This window comes from Bradyrhizobium sp. WSM2254 (assembly GCF_000472645.1).
Classification (GTDB): domain Bacteria; phylum Pseudomonadota; class Alphaproteobacteria; order Rhizobiales; family Xanthobacteraceae; genus Bradyrhizobium; species Bradyrhizobium niftali.
On sequence record NZ_KI421446.1, the window covers coordinates 1 to 19114 of the forward strand.

General features: G+C 64.9%; 18 protein-coding genes. 10 read left to right on the plus strand and 8 right to left on the minus strand.

Features of this window, described 5'->3' with window-relative positions:
* Both A3M7_RS50960 and A3M7_RS0140690 read left to right on the plus strand, forming a co-directional pair.
* On the plus strand, window positions 1–262 hold a 262-nt coding region (locus A3M7_RS50960; protein WP_371090256.1), incomplete at its 5' end, for a transposase.
* Window positions 263–445: 183 nt separating this feature from the next.
* On the plus strand, window positions 446–2908 hold the full coding sequence (locus A3M7_RS0140690) for a bifunctional diguanylate cyclase/phosphodiesterase (protein ID WP_027549048.1): 2463 nt from the start codon (window positions 446–448) through the stop codon (window positions 2906–2908).
* On the opposite strand, the gene A3M7_RS0140695 is transcribed toward A3M7_RS0140690, so the two are convergent.
* The 3 genes from A3M7_RS0140695 to thrS all read right to left on the minus strand — a co-directional run bounded on the left by A3M7_RS0140695 (window position 2894) and on the right by thrS (window position 6925).
* Window positions 2894–4162 carry a serine hydrolase gene (locus tag A3M7_RS0140695; protein WP_027549049.1) on the minus strand — a complete coding sequence of 423 codons (1269 nt, stop codon included), beginning with the start codon at window positions 4160–4162 and terminating at the stop codon, window positions 2894–2896. The two genes, A3M7_RS0140690 and A3M7_RS0140695, sit on opposite strands and share 15 nt — an antisense overlap.
* 63 nt (window positions 4163–4225) lie before the next feature.
* Window positions 4226–4789: a nitroreductase gene (locus A3M7_RS0140700; RefSeq protein WP_027549050.1), complete on the minus strand. Its 564-nt coding sequence runs from the start codon at window positions 4787–4789 to the stop codon at window positions 4226–4228.
* Between the two features lie 93 nt (window positions 4790–4882).
* The gene (gene thrS / locus A3M7_RS0140705; RefSeq protein ID WP_049824011.1) at window positions 4883–6925 is read right to left on the minus strand and encodes a threonine--tRNA ligase; all 2043 of its coding nucleotides are present in this window, start codon (window positions 6923–6925) and stop codon (window positions 4883–4885) included.
* Window positions 6926–7111: 186 nt separating this feature from the next.
* Between thrS and A3M7_RS0140710 the strand changes: the two genes are divergently transcribed.
* Together A3M7_RS0140710 and A3M7_RS0140715 are read left to right on the plus strand one after the other, a co-directional pair.
* Window positions 7112–8287, plus strand: a complete 1176-nt coding sequence (locus A3M7_RS0140710; RefSeq protein ID WP_027549052.1) for an MFS transporter — start codon at window positions 7112–7114, stop codon at window positions 8285–8287.
* 90 nt (window positions 8288–8377) lie between these two features.
* On the plus strand, window positions 8378–8767 hold the full coding sequence (locus tag A3M7_RS0140715) for a hypothetical protein (protein ID WP_027549053.1): 390 nt from the start codon (window positions 8378–8380) through the stop codon (window positions 8765–8767).
* Window positions 8768–8806: 39 nt separating this feature from the next.
* Here the strand turns inward: A3M7_RS0140715 and A3M7_RS0140720 are convergent, their stop codons facing one another.
* Together A3M7_RS0140720 and A3M7_RS0140725 are read right to left on the minus strand one after the other, a co-directional pair.
* Window positions 8807–9133, minus strand: a complete 327-nt coding sequence (locus A3M7_RS0140720; RefSeq protein WP_027549054.1) for a GrlR family regulatory protein — start codon at window positions 9131–9133, stop codon at window positions 8807–8809.
* A 170-nt stretch (window positions 9134–9303) separates the two neighbouring features.
* Window positions 9304–10629: an alpha/beta hydrolase gene (locus A3M7_RS0140725; protein WP_027549055.1), complete on the minus strand. Its 1326-nt coding sequence runs from the start codon at window positions 10627–10629 to the stop codon at window positions 9304–9306.
* 304 nt (window positions 10630–10933) lie between these two features.
* On the opposite strand from A3M7_RS0140725, the gene A3M7_RS0140730 reads away from it, so the two are divergent.
* Both A3M7_RS0140730 and A3M7_RS0140735 read left to right on the plus strand, forming a co-directional pair.
* Window positions 10934–12301: an APC family permease gene (locus A3M7_RS0140730; RefSeq protein ID WP_027549056.1), complete on the plus strand. Its 1368-nt coding sequence runs from the start codon at window positions 10934–10936 to the stop codon at window positions 12299–12301.
* Window positions 12302–12303: 2 nt separating this feature from the next.
* Window positions 12304–13512, plus strand: coding sequence for a hypothetical protein (locus tag A3M7_RS0140735; RefSeq protein ID WP_027549057.1), 1209 nt, complete (start codon window positions 12304–12306; stop codon window positions 13510–13512).
* 21 nt (window positions 13513–13533) lie between these two features.
* On the opposite strand, the gene A3M7_RS0140740 is transcribed toward A3M7_RS0140735, so the two are convergent.
* Complete coding sequence (locus A3M7_RS0140740) at window positions 13534–14097, minus strand: helix-turn-helix domain-containing protein (RefSeq protein ID WP_027549058.1); 564 nt, start codon at window positions 14095–14097, stop codon at window positions 13534–13536.
* 356 nt (window positions 14098–14453) lie between these two features.
* Between A3M7_RS0140740 and A3M7_RS0140745 the strand changes: the two genes are divergently transcribed.
* The 3 genes from A3M7_RS0140745 to A3M7_RS0140755 are packed head-to-tail and all read left to right on the plus strand — an operon-like array spanning window position 14454 to window position 17296.
* On the plus strand, window positions 14454–15767 hold the full coding sequence (locus tag A3M7_RS0140745) for an MFS transporter (RefSeq protein WP_027549059.1): 1314 nt from the start codon (window positions 14454–14456) through the stop codon (window positions 15765–15767).
* A gap of 54 nt (window positions 15768–15821) precedes the next feature.
* Window positions 15822–16343, plus strand: a complete 522-nt coding sequence (locus tag A3M7_RS0140750; RefSeq protein WP_027549060.1) for an MOSC domain-containing protein — start codon at window positions 15822–15824, stop codon at window positions 16341–16343.
* On the plus strand, window positions 16340–17296 hold the full coding sequence (locus A3M7_RS0140755; RefSeq protein ID WP_027549061.1) for a PDR/VanB family oxidoreductase: 957 nt from the start codon (window positions 16340–16342) through the stop codon (window positions 17294–17296). Before A3M7_RS0140750 ends, A3M7_RS0140755 begins: the two co-directional genes overlap by 4 nt.
* Here the strand turns inward: A3M7_RS0140755 and A3M7_RS0140760 are convergent, their stop codons facing one another.
* Together A3M7_RS0140760 and yidD are read right to left on the minus strand one after the other, a co-directional pair.
* A complete protein-coding gene (locus tag A3M7_RS0140760; RefSeq protein ID WP_027549062.1) occupies window positions 17297–17512 on the minus strand; it encodes a hypothetical protein in 216 nt (71 codons plus the stop codon).
* A 91-nt stretch (window positions 17513–17603) separates the two neighbouring features.
* Window positions 17604–17942: a membrane protein insertion efficiency factor YidD gene (yidD, locus tag A3M7_RS0140765; RefSeq protein WP_027549063.1), complete on the minus strand. Its 339-nt coding sequence runs from the start codon at window positions 17940–17942 to the stop codon at window positions 17604–17606.
* 248 nt (window positions 17943–18190) lie between these two features.
* On the opposite strand from yidD, the gene A3M7_RS0140770 reads away from it, so the two are divergent.
* Window positions 18191–19084 carry a hypothetical protein gene (locus tag A3M7_RS0140770; RefSeq protein ID WP_027549064.1) on the plus strand — a complete coding sequence of 298 codons (894 nt, stop codon included), beginning with the start codon at window positions 18191–18193 and terminating at the stop codon, window positions 19082–19084.
* Window positions 19085–19114 lie beyond the last annotated feature (30 nt).

The following is a 19114-nucleotide window of genomic DNA, read 5'->3' on the forward strand; positions in this document are numbered from 1 at the left end:
GACCTTCTTCTGCGACCCCCACGCGCCGTGGCAAAAGGGCGGCATCGAGAACGCCATCGGCCGCTTGCGCCGCTTCATCCCCCGAAAGACCGACCTCGAAAAGCTCCCAACCAAGCGCTTCCGCCAGTCCGTTGCCACCTACAACAACACCCCGCGCAAATGCCTTGACTTCAGAACCCCGGCAGAGNCCTTCTCCTCTCAACTGTTGCACTTCGAGTGTGAATCCACCTCCTGGCTTTCGCCAGGACGACACCGAGAGTAGGCAACCGCGCGATGGCTTCGCGCAGCCCGCAAGAACAGAACCGTCATAGTCTCTAACGGCTACTAACCAACGCCTGACTTAAAACTGTCATAATCGCCGAATGCAACCCGCGCCCGCGCGCTCTTTACACGCCATTAAGTGCACCTGCATTGGATGCCCTCGGAAAGTGCGTTGGGGACTGCAATGAGTGCCGCGAAGAAGATGCCGGGAAAACCGGCCGCCGAAATGTTTGACGACATCCCGGTGCTTCAGCGCAAATGGCGCGCCGCGTTGAAGCCGGGCGAACGGCTGCCGCGTTACGAGGACGTGATGCTTGGCAGCCTCGGCCGGCTCGCCGACCATATCGCGCTGCTCAAGAACGACGGCACCCTCGAACTGTCGCGCAGCGGGCGCTACGTGCAGAAATGGCTCGGCGAGGAGCGCTGGGACATCCCCATCTCCGAGCTCTCGCCCGATTGCGCCACGGCACTGTCGGAAGCGGCGGCGAGCGCGCTTGCGAACGGACGGCCGCACCAGGCGAGCGCGCATTGCGTGCGTGACGGCATGGTCAGGACCTACGATGTGCTGGCGCTGCCGACCGCCTCGCGCTGGGGCGCGACGCTGGTCGGCGCCTATGTCAACGAGCGCGGCGCGCAATACAATCTGCTGGATGCGATTTTCGCCTCGACCGACGACGCGGTGATCTCGCTGGCGACGCTGCGCGATGCCGGCGGCAAGCCGTTCGATCTCCAGATCGTGCATCACAACCAGAGCGCCGCCACGCTGCTGAAGGTCGCAAGTGCCGGCCTGCTGTGGCGCCGGATCGGCGAGGGCAACACGTTGCTGGCTGCGCCCGACATCATGGAATTCCTGCTCAAGGCCGTCCGCGGCGGCCGCGGCGAACAGCTCGAGATCGAGCACGATGGCCGGCATCTCCGGCTCAGCGCCACCGCCTTCGCCGACGTGCTCTCGCTGACGATCTCCGACGTCACCGCGTTGAAACGGCGCGACGCCTCGTTCCGCCTGCTGTTCGACAACAACCCGATGCCGATGTGGGTGTTCGACGCCGAGACCAAGCAGTTCCTCGGCGTCAACGATGCCGCGGTCCAGCATTACGGCTACAGCCGCGCCGTCTTCCTGCGCATGAAGCTGCACGAGATCTGGCCGGAGGACGAGTGGGACAGCCACGCCGAAGCGCTCGATCGCGTCGGCGAGACCTACCACTCCTCGCGCAACTGGCGGCACCTGCGTGCCGACGGCAGCGAGATCGAGGTGCTCACCTTCGGCCGCCGCGTCGCCTTCGACGACCGCGACGGCTATCTGGTCGCGGTGGTCGACATCACCGAGCGGCGCAAGGCCGAGGCACGCATCGCCCACATGGCGCACCATGACGGGCTCACCGACCTGCCGAACCGCGAATATTTCCAGGAGCGTCTCAGGCAGGCGCTCGACCAGGCCGCAGGCAAGAGGGTCGGCGTGCTCTACATCGATCTCGACCTGTTCAAGAACATCAACGATTCCTTCGGTCATCCGGCGGGCGACTGCCTGTTGAAGGAGGTCGCCGAGCGCCTGACCACCGCGGTCCGCGGCGCCAATCTCGCAGCACGTCTCGGCGGCGACGAGTTCGCCGTGATCCTGGCGGCCGACGTCTCGCCGAACGAGGCCAGCGCCTGCGCGACCCTGCTGATCGACATGCTGAAGGCGCCCTACGAGATCGACGGCCAGGAGATGGTGATCGGCGCCAGCATCGGCATCGCGTTGTCGCCCGGCGACGGCGTGACGTCGGAGGAGTTGATGCGCAACGCCGACATGGCACTGTACCGCGCCAAATCCGACGGCGGCGGCGTGCACCATTTCTTCGAGCGCGAGATGGATCTCCAGGCGCAGAAGCGCCGCGACATGGAGCTCGATCTGCGCCGCGCCTTTGCCAATGGCGAGTTCGAGCTGCATTATCAGCCGCTGGTGTCGATCGCCTCCGATCGCATCTCCGGCTTCGAGTCGCTGCTGCGCTGGCGTCATCCCGACAAGGGCATGACCTCGCCGGCGGAGTTCATTCCGGTCGCCGAGGACATCGGCCTGATCACCCAGCTCGGCGAATGGGTGCTGCGCGAGGCCTGTGCCGAGGCGGTGAAATGGCCCGTCGACGTCAAGGTCGCGGTCAATCTGTCGCCGGCGCAATTCCGCAGCCGCAACCTGGTCCAGGTCGTGATCTCGGCGCTGGCCCAGTCTGGCCTGTCGCCGAAGCGGCTCGAACTGGAGATCACCGAGTCGATCTTCCTGGCCGAGACCGATGCCAATCTCGCGATCCTGCATCAGCTGCGCGAGCTCGGCGTCGGCATCTCCATGGACGATTTCGGCACCGGCTATTCCAGCCTCAGCTATCTCCGCAGCTTCCCCTTCGACAAGATCAAGATCGACCGCTCCTTCGTCAAGGACCTGGCGCAGCGGCCCGATTGCGTCGCGATCGTGCGCGCGATCTCCGGCCTCGGCCGCAGCCTCAACATCACCACGACCGCGGAAGGCGTCGAGACCGAGGACCAGCTCGACTGGCTGCGCGCCGAGGGCTGCAACGAGGTGCAGGGGTTTCTGTTTAGCGCGGCGCGGCCCGCCGCCGAGATCGCAAAGCTGCTGGCCGATTTCGGCCAGCGCGCCTCACGGGCGGCGTAGCTCCGGCGGAAAGGTGTCGTAGACCAGTTCCCTGAAGGCAGGCGTGATGCGGCTGCGCTCGTTCTGGGTCTGCTGCATCATCAGGTAGACCATGTCGAGCTTGGGATCGACGCCGAAATAGGTGCCGCTGCCACTGTCCCATTTCAACTCGCCGATCGAGCCCGGCGGCGGCGGCTTCGCATTGCCGGGATCGGTACGCACCGCAAGGCCGTAGCCATAACCGAAGCCGTCGCCCGGGAAATAGAAATAGTCGCGACCGACGCCGGAGCCGGGCCCGATGTGATCGGTCGTCATGGCCTTGAACGCGGCGGGGCTGAGGTAGCGCTTGCCCTCGAACTCGCCGCCGTTGAGCAGCATCTGCGAGAAGCGCTGATAGTCGGTGATGGTCGAGAGCAGGCCGCCGCCGCCGGACTGCCATTCGGGATGATCGAGGCGGTCACGCTCGGCGGCGAGCAGGATGACATCGTTCGGCAGCGGCCGCGCCATCCGCGCGAGCTCGTCCTCCGTCGCCAGCGCAAACTTGGTGCTGCTCATTCCGAGTGGGTCGAGGATGCGCTGCTTCAGGAACTCGTACAGGGTCTGGCCCGAGATGACCTCGATGATGGCGCCGAGCACGTCGGTGGAATGGCCATAGCGCCACAGCGTTCCCGGCTGCCGCGCCAGCGGCAGCTTCGCGATCCGGTCGGCAAATTCCCTGTTGTTGAATTGGCCGTCGAAGATGTTGGCGGCCTTGTAGGCCTGCTCGACCCATTTGCCGCCGATATAATCGTAGCTGATGCCCGAGGTGTGCCGCAGCAGATCCTCGATGTTGACAGGGCGGACCGGCGGCACGAGGTCGAGCTCCAGCTTGCCGTCCGGCTTGGTGACCTCGAGGCCCACCTTGGTGTCGGCAAAGAGCGGGATGTATTTCGACGCGGGGTCGGCGAGCGCAAGCTTGCCCTCGTCGATCAGCATCATCGCGCCAAGGCAGGTGATCGGCTTGGTCATCGAGTGGATGGCGAAGATCGTGTCCGGCGTCATGGCGAGGCCGGTCCGGACATCGCGCACGCCGAACGTCTTGAGGTAGACCGGCTTGCCGTGCTGCTGGACCAGGATGACCGCGCCCGGCAACCGGCCGCTTCCCACCTCGTTGTCAAAATACGCCGTGATGCGATCGAGTCCGTCGGGGGACGGGGCGGGGATGTCGGCAGCGCGGCCTCGCGCCATGGTGCCGGCCAGCAGCGCGGCCCCGACCAGAAATTCGCGACGCTTCATCCGGGCTTCCTCCCTCACCGGGATCAAAGCCGCAAGACATCGGAGGCGTCAACACGACATCGATTAAAATCGTGTCACGATTTCCGAAAGGAACGGTCGCGGACGGTCCTCGCTCGGCCTGGTCGGCGTGCCGATATGGATGAAGCCGGCGAGCTTTTCGTCCGGCTTGAGGCCGAGGCCGTCGAGCACGTCGCGGTCGAACGAGAACCAGCCGGTCAGCCAGCAGGCGCCGTAGCCGAGCGCGGTCGCAGCCGTGACGATGTTCATGGCGCTGGCGCCCGCCGACAATTCCTGCTCGAAGGCCGGTACCTTCGGATGCGGCCTGGTGAAGCTGACGATGCCGATCACGAGCGGGGCATCGGTGAGCCGTTTCCGCTCGATCTCGACATCGGCCGCCGGCGCGCCGGGATTCTTCCGCGCAAAGACCTTTGCGATCACCTCGCCGGCGCGCTGGCGCGCGTCGCCTTCGAAAATGATGAAGCGCCAGGGCGTGAGCTTGCCGTGGTCGGGCACGCGCGCGCCGATGGTGAGGATCGTCTCGAGCTCGGCCGCCGAAGGGCCGGGCCCGGTCATCTCGCGCGGCTTGACCGAGCGGCGGGTCTTCAGGAGTTCGATGGCGTCGGGCACTGCGATATCCTCTTCAGCTGGTCGTCGGGCGTGCCATGCGGAGATAAGCATGCACGCCCGCAACCGGAAGCGAATTTAGATCGATTTCAGGGATCAGGCCGCGCCCCGTGCCCGGACGACGTCCGGCGGGGTCGCTTCCTCGACCAGCGCGGCGATCGCCTCCGCCGTCGGCATCACCTTCTGGCCGTCGCTGCCGAGGCGGCGGACGGAGACCGAATGCGTCTCGGCCTCCTTCTTGCCGACCACGAGCAGTGCCGGGATCTTGGCCAGCGAGTGCTCGCGGACCTTGTAGTTGATCTTTTCGTTGCGCAGGTCGATCTCGACCCGAAGCCCCGCGCGCCGCGCCTGCTCCAGGACCTGCTTGGCGTACTCGTCGCCTTCCGAGGTGATGGTCGTCACCACGGCCTGCACCGGCGAGAGCCAGAGCGGGAAGTTGCCGGCATAGTGCTCGATCAGGATGCCGATATAGCGCTCCATCGAGCCGCAGATCGCGCGATGCACCATCACCGGCGGCTTCTTGCCGCCATCGTGGTCGATGTAGAACGCACCGAACCGCTCCGGCAGGTTGAAGTCCACCTGCGTGGTGCCGCATTGCCAGTCGCGGCCGATGGCATCGCGCAGCACATATTCGAACTTCGGCCCGTAGAAGGCACCTTCGCCCGGATTGATCTCGGTCTTGATGTGGTTGTTCTGCGTCTGGATCTCGCGCAGCACCGTCGCCATCACGCGCTCGGCGTGATCCCACATCGCGTCCGTGCCGACGCGCTTGTCGGGCCGGGTCGACAGTTTCACGGTGAGATCGCCGGTGAAGCCGAAGTCCGCGTAGGTCGACAGGATGAGATCGTTGATCTTCAGGCATTCGTCGGCGAGCTGGTCCTCGGTGCAGAAGATGTGCGCATCGTCCTGGGTGAAGCCGCGCACGCGCATCAGGCCGTGCATGGCGCCGGACGGCTCATAGCGATGCACCACGCCGAACTCGGCGAGCCGCAAGGGCAGGTCGCGGTAGCTCTTCAGGCCGTGCTTGAAGATCTGGACATGGCCCGGGCAGTTCATCGGCTTCAGCGCGAACCAGCGCTTGTCCTCGGCCTCGTCGCCGGCCGACTGTGCCGCGAACATGTTTTCGCGGTACCAGCCCCAATGGCCCGAGGTCTCCCACAAGGCCTTGTCGAGGATCTGCGGCGCGTTGACCTCGCTGTAGTCGCCGGTCAGGCGGCGGCGCATATAGGCGATCAGTTGCTGGAAGATGGTCCAGCCCTTCGGATGCCAGAACACGACGCCCGGACCTTCCTCCTGGAAGTGGAAGAGGTCGAGCTCGCGCCCGAGCTTGCGATGGTCGCGCTTTTCGGCCTCCTCGATCTGCTTGAGGTAGGCGTCGAGATCCTCCTGCTTGGCGAAGGCCGTGCCGTAGATGCGGGTCAGCATCGGATTGTTGGAATCGCCGCGCCAATAGGCGCCGGCCACCTTCATCAGCTTGAAGGCATTGCCGACCTTGCCGGTCGAGGTCATGTGCGGACCGCGGCACAGATCGAACCAGTCGCCCTGGTAGTAGATCTTGATCGGCTCGTTGCCGGGAATGGCGTCGACCAGCTCGACCTTGAAGGCCTCGCCCTTGTCGCGGAACACCTGCTTGGTCTTTTCGCGATCCCAAACCTCTTTCGTAAAGGGTTTGTCGCGCGCGATGATCTCGCGCATCTTCTTCTCGATCGCGGCAAAGTCTTCCGGCGTGAACGGCTCGTTGCGGAAGAAGTCGTAATAGAAGCCGTTCTCGATCACCGGGCCGATGGTGACCTGGGTGCCCGGCCACAGCGTCTGCACGGCTTCGGCGAGCACGTGCGCGCAGTCGTGGCGGATCAGCTCGAGCGCGCGCGGATCGTCGCGGTTGATCAGCTCGATCTTGGCATCGGCTTCGATGGGATCGTCGAGGTCGGCGACGACGCCGTCGAGCGCCATCGCGACCGTGCGCTTGGCCAGCGACGGCGAGATGCCCTTGGCGATCTCGAGCCCGGTGATGCTCTTGTCGTATTCGCGCCGGGCGCCGTCAGGGAAGGTGAGGGTGACTTTGGGCGCGGGGTTCACGGGCTTCAGATTGCTGAGGCTGTATTGGAAGCCGGATTCGGATTTGGGCTGGTCGGTCATTGCTTTTCTCCTGAGGCTCACTCCTGCGAACGAGCGCAGGTAAGCGGGAACGAGCGATATATCAGGCGATTCGGCCTGCGCAATCCGGCATTTCCAAGAAAGTGGCACGCAAAAGTTGCGACCCCGCACCAACTATTTCGAGCAACGGCCTTTAACGGGCGGCAATCCCGCTATACATGCACTTGCATGCAAAAATCCGCCGCCGCCGGCCGTTTCGCGCCAACCGCCCTGATGCTTGGCAATCTCGTCACCGGCTGTTCGGTGCTGGCGCCGGCGGGAATGCTGCCGGAATTGTCGGCCGGGCTCGGCATCAGCATCCACGCGGCCGGGCTCCTGATCACCTTCGGCGCGATCACGCTGTGCATCGGCTCGCCGCTGACGGCCTGGCTCACGAGCCGCATCGAACGGCGGAAGCTGCTTGCGACGACGCTGGCGGTGCTCGCCTTCGGCAATCTCGCCTCGGCGTTTGCGCCCGACTATGCGAGCCTCCTCGCCATCCGCCTGGTGATGCTCGCGGTCGGCGCGCTGTATACGCCGCAGGCGGCCGGCACGGCGGCGCTGATCGTACCGGTGGAGCGGCGCGGCAGCACCATTGCCTATATCTTTCTCGGCTGGTCGCTCGCCGCCGCCGTTGGCCTGCCGCTGATCACCTTCATTGCCAGCCGCTACGGCTGGCGCGCGGCCTATGGCGAGATCGGCGCGCTCGGCTGCATCAGCTTCCTGCTGTTGCTGCTGCGCCTGCCTGCCGGACTGAAGGGCACGCCGGTGGACCTGAAGACCTGGAGCGCGGTCGGCCGCAGCAGGACGGTTCTGCTGCTGCTCGCGATCACCATGCTGCAAATGTCCGGGCAGTTCGTGGTGTTCACCTTCATGGGCCCGCTGCTCAAGAAGCTGACCGGGGCGGGGCCGGACGCAATCGGTATGGTGTTCGGCATCTACGGCCTCTGCGGTTTCCTCGGCGTCGTGATCGCGACCCGCATCGTCGATACCTGGGGGCCCTATCGCACCTCGCTGCTGTTCACCTGCCTGCTGCTTGCGGGCGTCACGGGCTGGGCGCTCGGCGCCGGCACGCTCGTCCTGATGGCGGGTGCCGTCGCGATCTGGGGCCTCGGCTTTGCCTCGACCAATTCGATGCAGCAGGTGCGGCTGGTCGCGGCCGCGCCGCCACTTGCGTCCGCCACCGTCGCGCTCAACACCTCCGTCCTCTATATCGGCCAGGCGGTCGGCTCCGCCATCGGCGGATTGCTGTTCGCCCGCGAGCTCCTGCATCCGCTCGGCTTCGTTGCGGTCGGCTTCGTCGTGCTGGCGCTGGTCCTGGTGACCCTGACCCGGCCCCGGCCGGTTGCGGCCGCCGCGGCCTGATCCCGTGTCTTCGTGCGTGCAAGGTCCTTGGCAAACCGCGCGCGGGAGCGCTAGAACGCCGGTCATGGGGACCAAAGAGAGTTGACTGAGATGAGGATGATTCTGGCGGTTGCCGCGGTGCTCTATTCAGCCTCCGCGTTTGCGCAAGCCGACAAGCCACCGATGGTCGGGGACAAGCCGTTAGTGCAGGTCAAGCCGAAGGGGACCAAAGCGGGGACCAAGGAGGCCGCAGCGAAGCCGGCCGCGGCGCCGAAGGGCAAGCCGCAATCGATCGCCGCGCGGCTGCAGGCCTGCCTCGACCTCGACGACGGCACCAAGGACCGCCTCAATTGCTACGACGCCGTGATTCCGCCGGCGCCGAAGCCGAAGCCGGCGAAGGCCAAGGGCTACGCCGATTGCCGTTTCTTCAAGGAAGAGGACGAGCGGCTGGCCTGCTTCAACGGTTTTGCCGAGAGCATTCCGAAGCTGCCCAAAAGCTGAAGGTCAAGACCTGAAGCTCGCGACCTTGGAGCCGGGCGGCTAGTCGCTGATCCGGTTCAGCACGGCCCTGAAGGCAACGCCCGGCACTTGCAGCGCGCTGCCTTCGAATTCCGCTGCGTCGCCGTCCTCGCGGCCGGTGAGCGTCAGCGTGACGCGGTCGATGCCGAACAGCCCCTTGAAGGACGGGTCGTCGTTGTAGCGCTGGGTCGAGATCTTGACCTTGATCGTGTCGCCTTCGCCCGTATAGGTGCCCATGAAGGCGAAGGCGGAATTGCCGCCGCGCATTTTGCCATCCATCACATAGACGACGCCGCACCCGGTCCCGTGAACCGTGTGGAAGTCGACCCTGTACAGTCCCTGACGCACGACCTGTCCTCGCAGAAATTCCAATCCAACTTGGCGGCCAAACTATGATCGTTGCCAGCGGAAACAATCCGGTGGCGCCCGGGGATGCCGGCCATCAACATCAGATTTTGATCACGGCTTGAGAGAATTGCTGGCAGCGCACCGAAATACCGGCTGGCGCAATGTCGGGACTATCGGTTCGATGCCGATGGAGTGGTCGCCGCCACGCGCGTCAGCGCCAGCGCCGGCGTCGCCGACATCTTCACCAGCACGTCCTTGAGCGGATATTGCGTCCACGCGCGGTTCACGTAGTCGCGATGGGTGATGCCGTCGCCGGTCTCCACGAACACCACGCTGCCGGGACGCAAGGGGCCGTCCATGTCCTCGGAGACGCCGATGCCCTTCTGCCTGAGCATGCTCATCAGCTCGCGGTCACGCCGCGCGGTGTAGCGGGTGTAGGAGCTGACGAAGAAGCCGGAGCGGTGACTCTCGATCCAGGAGGCGAACTTGTCCATTTCGCCATAGACGGCGTCGAGCAGCACGACGCCGCGGACACGGTCGCTGATGCCGCCGACCTCGAGGCTCCAGGCCGTCGGCAGGAAGCCGCCGCTATAGCCGACGATGACGATCGGCATGTTGGCGAAGGCGCGCGCGCTGTTGGGATCGCCGGTGAGGCGGGCGAGGTGGCTCGCCGATTCATCCATGAAGCGCTTGAGGCCGCCCGCCTGCCAGAATTTTCCGGCGCTGGAATCGGCGGCATCGACGGCCATCTGCGGCGCAAGCAGGATGGCATTGGCGCCGGAATCGGTGATCTGCTGGGGCACCAGCTGCCGGTCGCGTACATCGCGCTCCAGCGTCGCGCCATTGCCGTGGAAGAACACCACGATCACGCCCGGCTTGCGGACGTCGAAATGCTCGGGCACGTGCACCAGCACGCGGCTGTCGCTGTAGGTCTCGTCCTGCCAGTAGACGCGCCCCGAATAGCTGCGGTGGCCGCGGCGGTCGCCCTTGGAGATGTTGAGGAACGGCGCGTCGGAGGCAGGGTTGTTGCCGAAATAGGGGAAGGCCGACGACTTCATGCTGACGAGCATCGTCAGGTCTTCGCGGGGCGGACGCTGGTAGGGCACCTGCGGTGCGAGCGAAGCGACCTTGTAGGGTGCCTGCTCCGGCCGCGGCTGCTGCTCAACGGCGCGCTTGGGCGAGAAGTCCGACATCTGCCGTTGCAGGAAGCTCTCACCGGCTGAAGGGAAGCGCTCCTTGAACTGCGGGGCGGGGAAGCGATCCTCGAACGTGTCGGCGCTCGCAACCTGCGAATTGGTTTTGGCGACGACCTGGACATTGGCCTGCGAGTTCGCCGCGAGCGCCGCCGGATTCGGCGCGTTGCCGCATTGAACCAGCGTGAGCGAGAGCGGCACCAAGGCTGAGATCAGGCCGATCCGGAGCGCACGACCGTGCCGATCGGACGGCGTCCGATCGGCACGAATGTCAGCTCTCGTTTTCGGAACGGCCCCGACCATCCACCCATGACCCCAAGTCATGACCACAAGCCCAGCGGCAATCTTGAGATAATTGAGCCGACTGGTGTTTAGGCGACGTTAAGTGTCCGGAGAAACTTCCCCACATCCGGAACGCTCAAAGGGACCATGCAATCGTGTCGTGATTGTGGGGATCGGAAACGGGATTCTCCGGTGTTTATCGTCCGGGACCATGCTTAAAAGGTGCGGGAATACCTATTTCACTTGCCTCATTTAACCCTTGTTAACCCTGCTTGAATTGACTGATGCTTCCCACGAGGCGTGAGGCCTGAGGTTAAGGACCCCGATGACGGCATCAGATGCGGGTACTGCGCCCTGGACTGGCCGGCTGACCGGAAGAGGGGCGGGCGTCTCCGTTCTGGTCGCAACCGCCATCGTCGTTGCCGACATGATCGGGGTCGGCGTCTTCACCAGTCTCGGCTTCCAGGTCAAGGACATCCCGTCCGGCTTCTCCATCCTGCTGCTGTGGAGCGTCGGCGGCGTCGTCGCGCTGTGCGGGGTGTTCTCCTACAGCGAGCTCGGGGCGATGTTCCCGCGCTCGAGCGGCGAATACAATTTCCTCGGCCGCGCCTACCATCCCGCCTTCGGCTTTCTGGCCGGATGGGTCTCGGCGACGGTCGGCTTTGCCGCGCCGGTCGCGCTCGCCGCGATGGCCTTCGGCGAATACGCCAAATCGGTCGTCCCAGACCTGCCGCCGATCCCGCTCGCCATCGGCGTGGTGTGGCTGGTCTCGCTCGTGCAACTGACCGGCGTCAGGCACTCCTCGACCTTCCAGTTGATCTCGACCGTCCTGAAGGTCGTGCTGATCGTCGCCTTCCTGGTCGCCGGCTTCATCATCGGCGTGCCGCAGCCGATCGCCTTCACGCCGCAGCCGGGCGACCTCGCGCACATCGTCAGCGCGCCCTTCGCGATCGGCCTCGTCTTCGTGATGTACTCGTTCTCGGGCTGGAATGCGGCGACCTATATCATCGGCGAGATGAACATGCCGCAGCAGAACCTGCCGCGCGCGCTGCTCGCGGGCACGCTGATCGTGCTCGTGCTTTATGTCGCACTGAACGCGGTGTTTCTCTACTCCACGCCGGTCGGCGCGCTCGCCGGCCAGCTCGATGTCGCCAGCGTCGCCGGCACCGCCATCTTCGGCAGCCTCGGCGGCCGGATCGTCGGTGCCATGATCTGCGTCGGCCTGATCTCCTCGATCAGCGCGATGATGTGGATCGGCCCGCGCGTGATGATGACGATGGGGGAGGACATTCCGGCGCTGCGCGTGTTCTCGAAACGATCGGTGAGCGGCGCGCCGGCCTATGCCATCCTGTTTCAGCTCGCGGTCGCGACCCTGCTGCTGTTCACGCGCAGCTTCGAGGCGGTGCTCGACTTCATCCAGTTCGCGCTTCTGTTCTGCTCGTTCTTCACGGTCGCGGGCGTCATCAAGCTGCGCATCACCGATCCTGACCTGCCACGGCCCTATCGCGCCTGGGGATACCCGTTCACCTCGCTCGTTTTCCTGCTCGTGACCGCGTTCATGATGTACTACCTCTTGACCGAGCGGCCGGTGCAGTCGCTGTCGGGGATGCTCCTCATGCTCTCGGGCCTGTTGATTTATGCTGTTTTCCGCAGGCGGCCGGTCGCCGCTGGCACGTCACACAATCGCGAATAGACATGTTTCGACCCTTGAGAATTGCGGCCGTCGCTCTTGCCCTCCTGGCTGCGGCCGTCTCGTCCGTACGTGCCGCTGAAGTCACCTTCGACGACACCGCGCGCTTCCTTGCGGGCATGCAGCCATCGGCGGACTCGCCGCTGGTGGCGCTCACCAAAGACCCATCCTGGCAGCATCACGCAAAATTCTTCGACGGTGCCTTTGCCCAGCTCGAGCAGCGGCAGCTCTCGAAGATCCGCACCTGGTCCGACGTCAACCTCGCCGCGCCACGGCCGACCATGTTCTACATGTTCAGCGGCCCGGACTTCCTCTACGCCAACGCCTTCTACTCCAAGGCTAGCACCTACGTGCTCGGTGCCCTGGAGCCGGTCGGCGCCGTTTCCGACCTGACGCGGCTGCCGCGCGGTTCGGTCGGCGCTACGCTCTACAATGTCGAGCGCTCGCTCGCCTCGATCCTGAGCTTCTCCTTCTTCATCACCAAGCAGATGAAGGTCGACCTGCACGCCAACCAGGTCAACGGCACCTTGCCGATCCTCTATGTCTTCCTCGCGCGCTCCGGCAAGACCATCCGCAACGTCGAGATGATCGCGCTCGACAACAAGGGCGGGATGCATACGGGCAACGACAATCCGGGGCCGAATGCGACGCGCGGCGTCCGCATCACCTTCGCAGGCCCCGATGGCGAAGCGCGCACGCTGTATTATTTCTCGACCGATCTCTCCAATCCCGGCGCACGTGCGACCGGCTTCCTGAAGTTCTGCGAGACGCTCGGGCCCGGCAACAGCCTGCTCAAGAGCGCGTCCTATCTCATGCACTCCGGCAACTTCACGACGGTACGCGACTGGCTGCTCGCCAACAGCGCCACCATCATCCAGGACGATTCCGGGATTCCGCTTGCGAACTACAATGCGCGGCAGTGGCGGTTCTTCCCGTTCGGCCGCTATCTCGGGCCGATCGACGAATTCCCCGGCCGCTACCAGGAGCGCTACGCCGAACTGTTCACGCGCGCCCAGCCGATCGATTTCGGCGTCGGCTATCGCTGGCGCACGCATGAATCGAACCTGCTGCTGTCGGTGAAAGTGCCGGGGACCGAGGCTGCACCTGCTGCGGAGACCACCTCATCGGCCGAGCCGCCTAAACCGCCGCGTCCGAAACGGCCGCGCCCGCCCGAATCCGTCACGCCTTTCGGACGTTCCTTCTGGTTCCGCTAGGCTATTTGCCGAAGTCCGGTGTTACGTCGTCGCGTTCTGGGCGACGACGACCAGCACTTCAGCCTTCTGCCGGCCGAGGCTCCGGACCTCGTGCGGCGTCTCGCCTGAGAAATACAGGCAGTCGCCCTTGCCGAGGACGAGCTCTTCGCCGTCGAGCTTGATCGCAATCTTCCCGTTGACGACGAAGAGCAGCTCCTCGCCGGCATGCGAGGCCCGCGTCGCCGATTTGTGCGGCGGGCTGAGGAGGAACGGCTCCATCATCTTGCGGGTGCGGCCGGTTGCCAGCGGGACCACGCCAAATGTGTCCTGAAACAGCGGGACATTGCCGCCTTCGCGGCGGAACAGCGTGTAGCGCGGCGCGGGCTCGGCGTTCGGGTCGAAGAAATTCGCGACATTGACCTCGAGGGCGGCGGCCATGCGCAGCAGCGCGGCGAGCGAGGGGATCTTGAGGTTGCGCTCGACCAGCGAAATGTAGCCGCGCGTAAGGTCGCTCTGCCTGGCAAGCTGGTCCAGCGTCAGGCCCTTGGCAATCCGCGCCTGGCGGATATTGGCCCCGACCGCTGTCGCTTTGCTGACGTCAAGCACGCATGAGTCTCCCGAACTGCCGATACCTCTTTTGCATCAGATGCCGCCGAACTGCCAGCCCGGTGGCGCGCACGGCCAGTTCCGGGGGGCGTGCAGGTGTATTCCAAAGGAAAACTATCGCGCAGAAATTTCGAGCAGCGCCGCGGATATTGTGGGCAGACGAGCTGGTATCTCACGAAAATCAGCTGAAAAATAGTGCAATAGCTGCACTCTGGCGCGATCGGCGGCATTTGCCGCGTTCCGTGGCGTTGATTTCCAATAGTAAACATGATCGATTTTACCGCCGCGGCTGCCGATGGGCTCCGCGGACAGAACCAACTGCTTTTCCCAGGCGCCGGTACCTTTTGGAGAGATCGATGACCGTAGCAGACGACGTAACCCTGAACGTAGCGCCGGACGAGGCGGCGAGCTTGCGACGGATCGTGTGGTCGAGCGTGATCGGCACCGCGGTCGAATGGTACGACTTCCTCATCTACGGCACGGCGACCGCGCTGGTGTTCAACAAGGTCTTCTTCGCGGCCGGCAATCCCACGCTCGCCACCATCGCCGCCTTCGGCACCTATGCGGTCGGTTTCCTGGCGCGGCCGCTGGGCGCTGCGATCTTCGGTCATTACGGCGACCGGGTCGGCCGCAAGGCGATGCTCGCGATTACGATCATGGTGATGGGCATCGGCACCTTCCTGATCGGCCTGCTTCCGACCTACCAGCAGATCGGCATCGCCGCACCGCTGCTCCTGATCGGCCTTCGTTTCCTCCAGGGCATCGGCCTCGGCGGCGAATGGGGCGGGGCGGTGCTGATGGTGGTGGAAAACTGTCCGACGCACCGCCGCGGCCTGCTCGGCAGCATGGTGCAGGTCGGCAATCCCATCGGCAATCTCGCCGCGATCGGCATGTTTGCGCTGGTGGCGAGCCTGCCGGAAAGCGACTTCATGACCTACGGCTGGCGCATTCCCTTCCTGATCTCGATCCTCCTGGTCGGCGTCGGTCTCTACATCCGCCTCAACATGGAAGAGACCGCGGCCTTCCGTCAGGTCCAGGCCAAGAAGGACGTCGCGAAGCTGCCGCTGGTCGAGATCTTCAGGCATCACCGCAGGCCGTTCTTCACCGCGGTTGGTCTGAAGATCTCCGAGATCGCCTATGCCAGCATCGGCGGCGTGTTCGTGATGTCCTATGCCACGGCCAATCTCGGTCTGTCGCGCACGGTGGTGCTGAATGGCGCGTTCGCCGCATCGCTGGTCGCGCTGCTCGCCATTCCCTTGTTCGGCTGGCTGTCCGACATCGTCGGCCGCAAGACGATGTTCTATGCGAGCTGCCTGTTCTCGGCGCTGTTTGCCTTCCCGCTGTTCTGGCTGCTCAATACCCGCGATCCCACCATCGTCATCTGCACCATCGTGGTCGCGATCACCTTCGGCCAGATGGTGATGTTCGGCATCGGCGCGCCCTGGTACTCCGAGCTGTTCACCGCGCGGCTGCGCTATAGCGGCGCCTCGCTCGGATTTCAGGTCGGTGCGGCCCTGAGCGGCGGGTTGACGCCGCTGGTCGCGGCGTCTCTGATGGCCTGGAGCGGCGGCGCAACCTGGCCGGTCTCGCTGCTGCTGATCGCCTGCGCGGCCATCACGGCAACGGCGACGACGTTCGCGCCGGAAATGGCGAACAAGGAACTGACCTGATCCCGTGGCGCGCCGCGTCTTGCGGCGCGCCATCGCTTCTCACAAGGATTTGTCATGCTCGACATCATCAGCGCCGGCTCGGCGCAGAAGACAGCGCAGCTCGGCTGGACCGGCGTGGTGCGCTTCCTCCATCTCGCCCCGCGTGCGTTCTTGCCGATGCGCGCAGCTGAAACGATCACCCTCGTCGCCGGCAAGGGGATCGAGGGCGACCGCTACATGATCGGCAACGAAGAGGGGTTCTATTCGCACAAGCCGGAAGAGGGCCGGCAGGTCACCCTGTTCGAACTCGAGACGCTGGTGGCGCTCAAGCGTGATGCCGGCATCGAGCTCGGCCCGGAGGAGCACCGGCGCAACGTCACGGTTGAAGGCGTGCCGCTGAATCATCTGGTCGGCCGCCGTTTCTGGCTCGGGGAAGCCCTGCTGGAGGCAACCCGTCTGTCGGTGCCGTGCCGGCATATCGAAGAGATCACCGGCAAGGCGATCTTCGATCCCCTGATCAATCGCTCCGGCCTGAACTGCAAGATCCTGCAAGGCGGCACCGTCAAGGTTGGCGATACCGTGCGGAACGCGGCATGAAGGTGCGTCCGATCACGACGATCAAGACGGTCGTCACCGGCATCGAGGAGGCGGGGGCAGGCATAAAACTGTTCACACTGGCCGATCCCGACCGTTGGGAGTTGCCGCCCTTCAAGCCCGGCGCGCATATCGACCTGCATCTGCCGAACGGACTCGTCCGCACCTATTCGCTGTGCAACGAGCCCGCCGACAATGCGCGCTATGTTGTAGCGGTCAAGCGTGAGGCTGATGGGCGTGGCGGTTCGCGCGCGCTTCACGACGAGGTTGCAATCGGCGACGTGATCGGCGTCTCGCTTCCGCGCGGCGGGCTCGATCCCGGTGCAGGCATTGCGCGCCATGTGTTCATCGCCGGTGGCATCGGCGTGACGCCGTTCCTGTCGATGGCGCGGCATCTTTCGCGAACTGGCGATGCCGACTTCGTGCTGCATCTGATCGTGCGCGAGGAGATGCCGCTCGCCGCGCATCTTGCGCCACTGATCGACGCGGGCCGTGTCGTCGTGCACTGCACCTCGCGGACCGGGCGTCCTGATCTCGCGGCACTCATCGGGGAGGGCGGGGCGGACACGCTGGTCGCCTGTTGCGGGCCGGAAGGCATGACTGAGGATTTCGAGCAGGCGATCGCAGCCTGGCCCGCCGCCAATGTCCATATCGAGCGCTTCGTCGCGCCGCCGCCGGTCATCGATCCCGACGCAAAGCCCTTCACGCTGTCACTGGCGCGCTCGGGCGCCGAGATCCAGGTGCGCGCCGGTCAGACCATGCTCGCCGCGTTGCAGGAAGGCGGCGTCGACATCGCGACCTCCTGCTGCGGGGGCATCTGCGGCGCCTGCAAGGTCGCTTGGATCGAGGGCAAGCCCGTGCACCGCGACCGCATCCTGTCGCCGTATGAGCGCGAGCGCTATCTCATGGTTTGCGTCGCCGGATCAGACGCGGAGCGCCTGGTGCTGGACCTCTAGCTACCAGTGCACGCTCTGGCTCGGCACGATGAACGCCGTGCTGCTGGGCGGTGTGGCCAAGCTCGTCGCCAGATACCAGCCGGAGCCGAGCACGAGCGCCAGCAGGCCGATCATGGCGAGCACGTCGATTGTCCTTGGATCGTGCCCCTTTGGATTGAACTTGGGATGCGGACCACGCCTGAAGTGAAGAAAAAGAGGGCTGATTTTCCAGCGCATTGTTGTTTCCTCCCGCGGGAGCATCAAAACAACGCGAGGAGAAAGTTCCGGTTCCACTCAGGGCAGCGATGCGCAAAGCACCGCAACAAACTTAGGAGGCGTTGACGCCGCGCCAGCGCGCGTAACGCCAGGGCAAATACCAACGTGCCCCGGGCGGCGCGGCGAGGGGCACGTTGTCGATGCCCGACGTGCCGTACGGATTGCAGCGAAGTAGGCGCGCGAGCGTCATCCAGCCACCGGCCCAGAGCCCGAAACGTTCGATCGCCTCGTCGCCGTAGGCGGAGCAGGTCGGAAGGTGCCGGCAGTTGTAGCCGACCAGCGGCGAGAGTGTATGGCGATAGAGCCAGATCAGCGCGCGACCGAATCTGCGTGGGAGGCGAAGCGCGCCTTCGACGGGATTGGAACAATGCTCGCAGGCTGAATGCTTCATGTGCGCTTTGCCGCGATCGTCGGCGAGGTGTTGCCCGGTTCCGGCGCAGGGAACAGCAAGCTGTTGTTTGCGCGCCATATTTTACGTGCTTTTTGGGAGCAGTGCAGCAAGTACCTATGGACGATCTGTATTCCCCCGGATACCATTTTTATGACGTCCGTGTGTAGAAGCATACTCGTGTATGATGGACTCAGAGGGCGCTACCGAGGATTGTCGGGGGACCTTTGGGGCTTGGGGAAGGAACCAGATTGAGACTTCTGAACTCCCTTGATCGTCGCGGCTGGTTGGTGCTTGGGGCTGCCGCACTCGGCATCGCGCTGTCCGGAGCTGTCGCTACGACCGGCACCAAGGCTCATGCCGCTGCTGCTCTCGAAGAGCGCAAGCTGCCGATGAAGTTCAGCTGGATCGCCTGCGAGCCGAACTGCCGCGGCTGGGTCAGCGCGGTTGGCATCATCACCGCCGATACACCCAGGGATTTCGAGGAGTTCTCGCGCGGGCGCCAGCTCGGCGGCGCCACCGTCGTGCTCGATTCCAGCGGCGGTTCCGTCAACGACGCGATCACGCTCGGCAGGCACTTCCGCAACCTCGGGCTTTTGACCACGGTCGGCATCAGCGTTCAGAACCGCGGCGGGCAGTCGGCCCGTCCGGCGGTCGCGCCTGAGGCCTATTGCGAATCCATGTGCGTGTTCCTGCTGCTGGCCGGCAAGAAGCGCTACGTGCCGGACGCCGCCCATGTCCGGGTCCATCAGATCTGGATGGGCGACCGTGCCGACGACGCCAAGGCGGCGAGCTACAGCGCGCAGGATCTGATGATCGTGGAACGCGACATCGGCCGGCTTGCCAAATACACTTTCGACATGGGCGGCGCCGGCGATCTTTTGTCGCTCGCGCTCAGCGTCCCGCCCTGGGAAGATCTGCACGAGCTGGACACCGGCGAGCTCAAGCTCACCAATCTCGTGACGACCGATCTGGTGGCCGACGTGCTGCCGCATGTGGACGTCACGGCGCCGGCCATGGCGGAGCTGACACCGAAGACGCAGGCCAGGTTTGGCGTGGAACCGGAGCAGGCGGCCAGGTCGACCAAGACGGCGGAAGCCTTGGTGCCGACCGGGACGGCGCCGAGCGCGGGCTCGCAGAAGTAGGATCTCAAATCTTGCAGTCATTCCGGGGCG

Coding starts and splice junctions, on each gene's coding strand:
- A3M7_RS0140735 (WP_027549057.1), top strand. CDS start 12,304: ATGTTTCGACCCTTGAGAATTGCGGCCGTCGCTCTTGCCCTCCTGGCT.
- A3M7_RS0140750 (WP_027549060.1), top strand. CDS start 15,822: ATGCTCGACATCATCAGCGCCGGCTCGGCGCAGAAGACAGCGCAGCTC.
- A3M7_RS0140725 (WP_027549055.1), bottom strand. CDS start 10,629: ATGGTCGGGGCCGTTCCGAAAACGAGAGCTGACATTCGTGCCGATCGG.
- yidD (WP_027549063.1), bottom strand. CDS start 17,942: ATGAAGCATTCAGCCTGCGAGCATTGTTCCAATCCCGTCGAAGGCGCG.
- A3M7_RS0140755 (WP_027549061.1), top strand. CDS start 16,340: ATGAAGGTGCGTCCGATCACGACGATCAAGACGGTCGTCACCGGCATC.
- A3M7_RS0140695 (WP_027549049.1), bottom strand. CDS start 4,162: ATGAAGCGTCGCGAATTTCTGGTCGGGGCCGCGCTGCTGGCCGGCACC.
- A3M7_RS0140715 (WP_027549053.1), top strand. CDS start 8,378: ATGAGGATGATTCTGGCGGTTGCCGCGGTGCTCTATTCAGCCTCCGCG.
- A3M7_RS0140760 (WP_027549062.1), bottom strand. CDS start 17,512: ATGCGCTGGAAAATCAGCCCTCTTTTTCTTCACTTCAGGCGTGGTCCG.
- A3M7_RS0140730 (WP_027549056.1), top strand. CDS start 10,934: ATGACGGCATCAGATGCGGGTACTGCGCCCTGGACTGGCCGGCTGACC.
- A3M7_RS0140710 (WP_027549052.1), top strand. CDS start 7,112: ATGCAAAAATCCGCCGCCGCCGGCCGTTTCGCGCCAACCGCCCTGATG.
- A3M7_RS0140690 (WP_027549048.1), top strand. CDS start 446: ATGAGTGCCGCGAAGAAGATGCCGGGAAAACCGGCCGCCGAAATGTTT.
- thrS (WP_049824011.1), bottom strand. CDS start 6,925: ATGACCGACCAGCCCAAATCCGAATCCGGCTTCCAATACAGCCTCAGC.
- A3M7_RS0140745 (WP_027549059.1), top strand. CDS start 14,454: ATGACCGTAGCAGACGACGTAACCCTGAACGTAGCGCCGGACGAGGCG.